At 73.5% G+C, this 7,922-nt stretch carries 7 protein-coding genes; 3 read left to right on the top strand and 4 right to left on the bottom strand.

What is annotated here, in order from left to right:
• Nucleotides 1-140: 140 nt before the first annotated feature.
• Nucleotides 141-710, top strand: a complete 570-nt coding sequence (locus AC13HU_RS26235; RefSeq protein WP_483044421.1) for an HD domain-containing protein — start codon at nt 141-143, stop codon at nt 708-710.
• A 43-nt stretch (nt 711-753) separates the two neighbouring features.
• Here the strand turns inward: AC13HU_RS26235 and AC13HU_RS26230 are convergent, their stop codons facing one another.
• Nucleotides 754-1,413: an O-methyltransferase gene (locus AC13HU_RS26230; protein ID WP_483044420.1), complete on the bottom strand. Its 660-nt coding sequence runs from the start codon at nt 1,411-1,413 to the stop codon at nt 754-756.
• A gap of 51 nt (nt 1,414-1,464) precedes the next feature.
• On the opposite strand from AC13HU_RS26230, the gene AC13HU_RS26225 reads away from it, so the two are divergent.
• On the top strand, nt 1,465-2,097 hold the full coding sequence (locus tag AC13HU_RS26225) for a nucleoside/nucleotide kinase family protein (protein WP_483044419.1): 633 nt from the start codon (nt 1,465-1,467) through the stop codon (nt 2,095-2,097).
• 85 nt (nt 2,098-2,182) lie between these two features.
• On the opposite strand, the gene AC13HU_RS26220 is transcribed toward AC13HU_RS26225, so the two are convergent.
• The 3 genes from AC13HU_RS26220 to AC13HU_RS26210 are packed head-to-tail and all read right to left on the bottom strand — an operon-like array spanning nt 2,183 to nt 6,872.
• Nucleotides 2,183-3,001 (bottom strand): HAD family hydrolase, encoded by an 819-nt coding sequence (locus AC13HU_RS26220; protein ID WP_483044418.1) that lies wholly within the window; start codon nt 2,999-3,001, stop codon nt 2,183-2,185.
• An 11-nt stretch (nt 3,002-3,012) separates the two neighbouring features.
• Nucleotides 3,013-5,661, bottom strand: a complete 2,649-nt coding sequence (locus AC13HU_RS26215; protein ID WP_483044417.1) for a phosphoribosyltransferase — start codon at nt 5,659-5,661, stop codon at nt 3,013-3,015.
• A gap of 38 nt (nt 5,662-5,699) precedes the next feature.
• Complete coding sequence (locus AC13HU_RS26210; RefSeq protein WP_483044416.1) at nt 5,700-6,872, bottom strand: HpcH/HpaI aldolase/citrate lyase family protein; 1,173 nt, start codon at nt 6,870-6,872, stop codon at nt 5,700-5,702.
• Between the two features lie 328 nt (nt 6,873-7,200).
• Between AC13HU_RS26210 and AC13HU_RS26205 the strand changes: the two genes are divergently transcribed.
• The coding region (locus AC13HU_RS26205; RefSeq protein WP_483044415.1) for a TerD family protein at nt 7,201-7,922 on the top strand (722 nt) is incomplete at its 3' end.

Genomic DNA, 7,922 nt, shown 5'->3' with positions numbered 1-7,922 from the left:
GGTGAAGCCGCACGCCTTGCAGCTGTAGTCGTAACGGGGCATGCCCACAGGGTAGCCGGAGCGGCGGGCGGGGTCGGCGTTCATCCACAGGTAACCCGGGTGACGCCGAATGCCCGCCCGGGCGTGGCATCTTTCCGGCCATGGACGCCGCTCCCCTCGACGCGCTGGAAGCGCTCTTCCTCGGCGCAGGTGCCGACCAGTACCTCGGCGAGGACGTCACTCATCAGGCCCAGCACATGCTGCAGGCCGCGGCACTCGCCGAGGCCGACGGTGCCCGGCCCGCGCTGGTGGCCGCGGCGCTGCTGCACGACATCGGCCACTTCCACGGCACCGTCAGCGGCGAGGAGTGGCTGAAAGGCACCGACAACCGGCACAGCCACGCGGGCGCGGACCGGCTCGCCGCGTGGTTCGGCCCCGACGTGACGGAGCCGGTACGGCTGCACGTGGCGGCCAAGCGCTACCTGTGCCGCGCCGAACCCGGCTACCACGACAGGCTGTCCGCCGAGTCGGTGCGGACCCTGGCGCTCCAGGGCGGCCCGATGACGGTCGCGGAGGCGCGGGCGTACGAAGCCGGGCCGTACGCCCGCGACGCGGTGACGCTGCGCCGCTGGGACGAGCGGGCGAAGGACCCGGCCGCGCGGGTGCTGTCCTTCGCCCACTACCGCCCGCTGCTGGAGGCGCTGCTCACGCCCGCGGCGCCGGCCTCGTAACGCACCCCGGCCGGGCCCCGGACGGCCCACGACGGCCGCCGCCTCACCGCTTCCGGGCCAGCGTCGTGCCGTCGGCGACCGTCAGCAGCACGTCGTCGACCCGCTCGTCGGCCCGCACCCGGTCGTTGAACTCCCGGATCGCCGCCGCTCCACCGCTCTTGCCGAGGTCGGTGACGTCGCCGTGGTAGAGGGTGTTGTCGACCACGAGGAGGCCGCCGGGGTTCATCCGCGGCACCAGCTCCTCCCAGTAGTCGATGTAGGACCCCTTGTCGGCGTCGAGGAAGACCAGGTCGATCCACGGGCCTTCCGGCAGTGCCCGCAGCGTCTCGATGGCCGGCGCGATCCGCAGGTCGATCCGGTCCGCGACGCCCGCGTCCGCCCAGGCCGCGCGCCCCACCGAGGTCCACTCCTCCGAGATGTCGCAGGCGGTGACCCGGCCGCCTTCCGGCAGCGCCATCGCCATCGCCAGCGTCGAGAAGCCGGTGAACGTGCCGACCTCCACGATCTGGCGGGCGCCGGTGAGCCGGACCAGGAACGACAGCAACGGGCCCTGCTCCTGCGCCGTCTGGAGCCCGGCGTCGTCCGCGAACCGGCGGTGCGTGGTGTCCACCAGCGCGCGCTGTACGGGGCTCAGCGGCGGGTTGTGCGCCAGGACATATGCGTACAGCTCCGGGGTGAGCTGCGGGTTCTTCGTCTCGTACAACGTCTTCTCCAGTGAACGGTGCGAAACTCCGGCCTGACCTAGGCTGACCGGATGCTCGTCGATGATGTGGTCGCCATGGTGCCCAGCATTCCAGGTCGCAGAACGCTGCTCGGGTTGGCGGGCCCGCCCGCCGCCGGAAAATCGACGCTCGCACAGCGGCTGGTCAGCGGCGTGAACAGCCGGCTCGGCGCGGACACCGCGGCGTACGTGCCGATGGACGGATTCCACCTGTCCAACGCCCAGTTGGACCGGCTGGGGCTGCGCGGACGCAAGGGCGCGCCCGAGACGTTCGACGTCGACGGGTACGTACACCTGCTGCGCCGGCTGCGGGCGATACGTGAACGGCCCGTCTACGCACCCGGGTTCGATCGGCGACTCGACGAGCCGGTCGCCGCCGGGCTGGTCGTCCCCGCCGCCGTGCGCCTCGTCGTCACGGAGGGGAACTACCTGGCCGACGACGGGGCCGGCTGGTCCGAGGTCCGCGACCTCCTCGACGAGCTCTGGTACGTGGACACGCCCCGGCGGCTGCGCGAACGCAGGTTGCTGCACCGGCACGTACGGGATGGGCGCTCCCAGAACGAGGCGATCGCCTTCATCGCCGACAGCGAACGCCCCAACGCCCGCCGGGCCGAATCCGGCCGCGCCCACTGCTCCCGCGCCATCACCGCGGAACGCGGCGCGTAGGCCGGCTCCCCACGACCCCGCGACCGGCCGCCCCCGCACCGCAAGGTCCGCGAACTCACGCGAACAGGCGGCCCGGGCGGGCCCGTTACTCCTCCAACCGGGCGAGGATGCGGTGGAGGATCTCCTCGCCCGCGGCCACTCCGCCGGAGGCGATCGCGGTGACGTGGGGAGCCGTCCACCCGGTGTCGGCGAGCTCGCCGTGCGCGGGGGTCCAGCCGGCGTCGGCGGCGAGAAGAAGGTCGGCGTCCAGGAGTGAGTCCCCGGCGGCGAGCACCTCGTGCGCACCGGTGCGCCGCACCACCTCCGCGAGGGCCGCGGACTTGCTGAGCGGCTTGGGCACGGCATAGATCTTGCGCCCCTGGAGCGAGACGGTCCAGCCGCGTTCGTCGGCCCAGGCCGCGAGCTCCTTGACCCACCCGACGGGCAGGCGGTCCCGGTCCACCACGAGATACGCGAACAACTCCTCGGCGATCCGCTCCTTGCGCAGCCACTCCGGGTCCGCGGTCGCGGCGAGGTGCGCCCGCACCTCGGCGAGCGGCGCGCATCCGTCGGCGAGCCTGCGCCGCATCTCGTCGTTCCAGTCGTGGTCGGTGCGCCCGTCGACCAGCAGGTGTCCGCCGTTCGCGCAGATCGCGTAACGCGGCACCCGCCCGGGCAACTTGATCCGCCGGTACTGCTTGCGGGTACGGGTGGTGGCGGGCACGAACCGTGCGGTGTCGGCGAGTTCGACCAGCATCCGCCCGGCGGCCTCGGTGAGGTAGGACAGCGGCCTGGCCTCGTGGACCTCGACGCACAGCAGCCGGGGGGCGTGCTCGTCGGGCATGGTCAGGCCCAGCGCGGCGGCGGAGTAGACGAGGGTGCGGTCGAGGTCGCTGGCGACCACGGTCCGGTGGTGCGTGGGCATCGGTGCGCGGCTCACTTCGCGGTCACCGCCTTGCCGTCCACGCCGGTCGCGCCGCGCGTGAAGTGCGGGTGGATCAGGCCGACACAGGAGTACGGCAGGTCGTCCACCTCCTCGACGGGTACGCCACGTTGCGCGGCGAGCAGTCGTACGTGGTCCAGGTCGGCGCCCGCCCCGCGCTTGGCGAGGATCTTCCACGGCACCCGGCGCAGCAGCACCCGGGTGGTCTCGCCGACGCCGGGCTTGACCAGGTTGACGTCGCCGATGCCGTACCGCACGCTGATCCGCTCCACTGCCGCCCAGCCCGCCCAGGTCGGAAGGCGGTCCTGCGCGAGAAGCGACTTGACGTCCTCCGCGACACCGTCGGCGACCGTGTCGAAGGCGGCGGCGACGGTGTCGAGGAAGAGCGCGGAGACGTCGGCGCCGAGCAGGTCGCGGTAGAACTTCGCGCCGTGGAAGTCCTGCGGGCCGATCAGCCCCTCGCGCAGCACCGTGCGGGAAATCAGCCCGGAGACAGTGGAGTTGAGGCAGGCGGAGGGGATCAGGAAGTCGTCGCGGGTGCCGTAGGTCCGTACGCAGCCGCCCGGGTCGGCGAGGACCGCGATCTCCGGGTTGAACCCCGGCTTCCCCGAACCCGAACCCGAACCCGATCCCGAACCCGGCTGCTGCGCCGACGCGTCGGCGAACTCGGCCACGGCCGCGGCCAGTTCACGGGTGATCGCGCCCTTCCCGGTCCAGCCGTCGACGAACACCACGTCGGCCGGGTCGTGGTGGGCGGCCAGCCAGCGCAGCGCGTTGGCGTCGATGCCGCGGCCGCGGACGATGGAGACCGCGTAGTGCGGCAGCCGCAGCCCGTGGGCGTGCTGGGCCCAGCGGCGCATCAGCACGCCGACGGGGGTGCCGGCGCGGGCGAGCGAGACCAGTACGGCGTCCGGTCCGCGCTCGGCCAGCACGAGTTCGGTGACGGTGCCGACCGCGCGGGCGATCCGCTGCGCCGAGCCGTCCAGCGCGGAGCGGAACAACTCCTGGTACTCCGCGGTGGGTTGGTACTCCACCGGCAACGACTCGGCGTAGTGCGCGCCGCCGCTCTGGATGGCCTCCTCGCGCTCCTCGGTGGGTGCCTCCAGCTCGACGTCGGAGAGGTCCTTGAGCAGCCAGCCCACCTCCTCGGGCGCATAGGAGGAGAACTCCGGGCCCCGCAGCGGCTCGGCCAGGCCGTAGGGCTCGACGGGGCCGTCCGAGGTCGGGGCCTGGGCCTGCGGGGCCTGGGCGGCATCCCGGGCGTCCTGCGGGGCACCCTGCGCGGCGCTCGAACCGCTCGGGCTGGTCGTCGGGCTCATCGTGTGCGTGATTCCGTTCGGTCGGTAGGACGGCACCACCGCGAGCAGTACCGGGTCGGCGGCGGCGGCCAGCCGGTCCAGCAGCCCGCCGGGGGCGTGCAGGGCGGCGGTGTCGCCGGTGGTGTCCACCACGCACACCACCGCGTCGAACCCGCGCACGTTGTACGCGAACCGGTCCATGCTGCCCGCGTCGGTCGGGTCGTCGTGGGCGGGGAACGCGATCCGGTTGCGGATGGCGTACCCCGGGTCGTCGACGGCCAGTACCGGGGAGCGGGTGGTGGTGGAGTAGCGGACGGCGGCCGGGGCGTGCCCCGGCGCCGAGGTGCGCGCCCGTTCCTCCAGGGTGTCCTGGAGCGCCTTGGCCAGCCGCAGGGGCGCGTACATCAACTCCTCGTTGCCGAGGACGAGGACGCGCTCCGCGGACGGCGGCAGTGCGTCGGCGAGTCGGCCGCCCATCGCGGGCAGCGCGTCCGCCAGCCGCGCGGCGTGGACGGGCAGGAAGCCGTGCCGCCCGCCGTCGGGCAGCCCCTCGGGCCACTCCAGCGGCACCCGGTGTATTCGGCCACGGCCGTCGGGAGCCGCAGGAGCGGCGGGCACGGTGGACTCCTCGTCCGCGGCCGTGTGCGCGGCGACCAGCGCCTGGCCCTTGCCGAGCACGCCGTCGGGGAGGCCGACCGTCCCCGTGGCCAGGGCGACCACGTCGATGCGCGCGGGCAGTTCGGCGGCGACGGCGCTCAGCGCGTCACGGTCGGCGGCCGAGCGCATGTCGGTGAGCGCCACGACGACGTAGTGCTCGCGCGGGTGGAGGGCGTGCAGTGCCGCGATGGTGTTGCGGATGGTGCGGCCGGTGGAGAACTCGTCGTCGACCAGCACGAGCGGGCCCGGCGCGGTCAGCAGCGCGGGCTCCTCGGGCAGCAGCAGGTGCGAGGTGGCGTGGCTGTGCTCCTCCTCGAACCCGCCGTGCGGGGTGAGGCCGGGCACCGCGCGGCGGGTGGAGTGCAGGTAGGGCGCGAAGCCGATGCCGTCGGCGACCGCGTGGCCCAGCCCGGTGGCGGTCTCGGCGTATCCGAGCACGACCGCGCGCCGCGCCTCGGCCGCCCCCAGCAGGTCCCGCACCCGCCGGCCGAGCGCGTAGGCGTACCCGTAGACGGTGCGGGGGTCCTGCGGGATGTGCTTGCCGAGCACGTGGGAGACGAGCAGGTGGGCCCGCTTGGGGTTGCGCCGCAGCGCCAGGCCGACGAGGTCGGTGAGGCCGTCGCCGTGCAGGGTGACGCCGAGGCGGTCGGCGACCCACTGCCCGGTCCAGGGCGCGTTCGTTGGCATCAGGCGGGTGTCCTTACGTACGGGGGGTTGGGCACCGGTCAGGAGGACGGCAGGCTCGCGGCGAGCAGTTCCACGAAGCCGACGTCCTCGCGGGCGACGCCGAAGACCTCGGCGCGGCGCAGGGTGCGTTCGGCCCAGGCGCGGTGTGGCTTCACCTCGTTCATCTTGTTGGTGTAGGCGGAGCGGAGCACCCCGCCGCCGCTGCGGTCCTGGTGCAGGATGTCGGCGGCGTCGCAGAACTCCTCGTGGGTGACGACGCTCAGCGCGTTGACGACCGGCACATGGCTGGGGTGGATGCAGGTCTTGCCCTGCAGGCCGTTGGCCCGGTCCAGTTCGATCTCGCGCAGCAGGCCGTCCATGTCCTGCTGGATGAGGGCGTCGCGCAGGTCCTCGGCCTCGGGCGTGAACGGGCTGCGGCGCAACTGGGGCTTGAACATCCGCTCGTGGTGCCGGAAGTACTCCCACACCGGGCCGGTGACGACGAAGCCGCTGCCGTCGGCGCGGCCGAGCACGTTGACCACGTCGGCGATGACGGAGGCGACGATCTGGACGTCGTACGCGGTCATCGCGGGCGCCCGGCGCAGGCCGTAGGAGGAGCAGAAGTCGGTGACGCCCAGCCGCAGCGCGAGCACCCGGTCGCGGTACTTGTCGACGGTGCGGGATATCCCGTAGAGCGTCTCCACCCGGCTCTCCAGGTGCAGCAGCTCCGGGGACTCCAGGACCGGCATCGCGAGCAGCCGCCGCCCCGAGGCGCTTGCCGCGGTGCTGATCGCTTCGAGGAAGGGGACGCCGGTCTCCTCGGTGAACTTGGGCAGTACGAATCCGGACAGCAGCCGTACGCTGTCGCCGAGCCGGTGCACCAGGTCGGTGATCTGGGCCGGGGTGCGGACCCGGATGAACAGCAGCGGCAGCGCCTGCTCGGCGCCGGGGCGGGCGGCGAGGTCGGCGAACTGCCGGACCAAATTGGCCTCGCCGGCCTCCACATCGCTGTCGTCGATGGAGTCCTCCAGGCACAGCACCATGGAGACCACGCCGCGGGCGGCCTGCTTGAGCACATCGTCGGCGAGGTGCGGCCGGGTGGCCGGACTGTAGAGCGTGGCGCCGAGGGCGGTCGCGAGGACGCGCACAGGGGAGCCGGAAGTGAACTCCTGGGGTTCCCGGTGGAAGAGTTCACCTCTGAGATCCGAGGCAAGGTGTCCGAAGTGTCGCATACGCCCCCTTTCAGAGTCGCCGCCGTGAGAGCTGGAGTCAATCGCGTGGCCGATTATCGTACGTGTGCCCGTGGCGCAAAGGTTCCCGCAACGCGTGACAAACAGGTAACCGGCTCCGGTCCACCAGACGTCCGCCCCCGCGCGTCACGCACCCAGGACGCACCCCACACGCGCCCCACGTGCACCGCGCCCGCCCCTCGCCCGCGCTCCGCACGCGGGCCGCCCACAGTCCGTCCGCGGTCCGCCCACCCGCCGGAGCGGAACCCCGCACCCCGCTCGCGGCCCGCGGCGTTGTGGGCCGCCCCGCCGGACGGGCAGGATGGCGGTCATGACGCACGTGATGGTGAAGGGCTCGAACATCCCGCTGGACGCCTCGGGCATCCGGGCGGTGCTCCGCTGGAGCCCGGCGCCGACCGCTCCCGACGTGGACGCCTCCGTGCTGCTCGTCGGCATCGACGGCCGGGTGCGCTCGGACGCGGACTTCGTCTTCTACAACGCCCCCCGGCACCCGTCGGGCCTCGCCCGGCACCTGCCGAAGCAACGCGTCCCCGAGGGCCTCACCGACACCGTGGAGGTGGACCTGGCCGCGCTCGACCCCCACGTGGACCGGGTGGTGCTCGCCGCGTCCTGCGACGGCGGGCCGTTCCGGCTGGTGCCCGGCCTCGCGCTGGCGCTCTACGACACGGCCGGACCGCAGCACGCCGCCCCGCTGGCCACCTTCGACGTGGTGCCCGACACCGGCCAGGAAACCGCCCTGATCTGCGGCGAGTTGTACCGCAAGGGCGCCGGCTGGAAGTTCCGCGCACTCGGCCAGGGATACGTCTCCGGCCTGGTCGGCCTCGCCACGGAGTACGGCATCGCGGTCGACGACGGCGACCCCGACTCCGCCGCGCCGGGCCCGCACGATTCGCCCCAGGGCCCCACCGCCGCCGCAGGACCCACCGCGGCGATGCCCGCGCCCGGACCCACCGGCGGCTGGACCGCGGCCGCAGGACCCGCCGTGGTCGCCCCGGAGCCCTCCGGCGTCTACGGCTACCCCCTCCCGGCACC

The sequence above is a fragment of the Streptomyces sp. NH27 genome (assembly GCF_056859195.1).
Note: the sequence above shows the minus strand (reverse complement) of the source record. Positions and strands in the feature narration are given on the sequence as shown.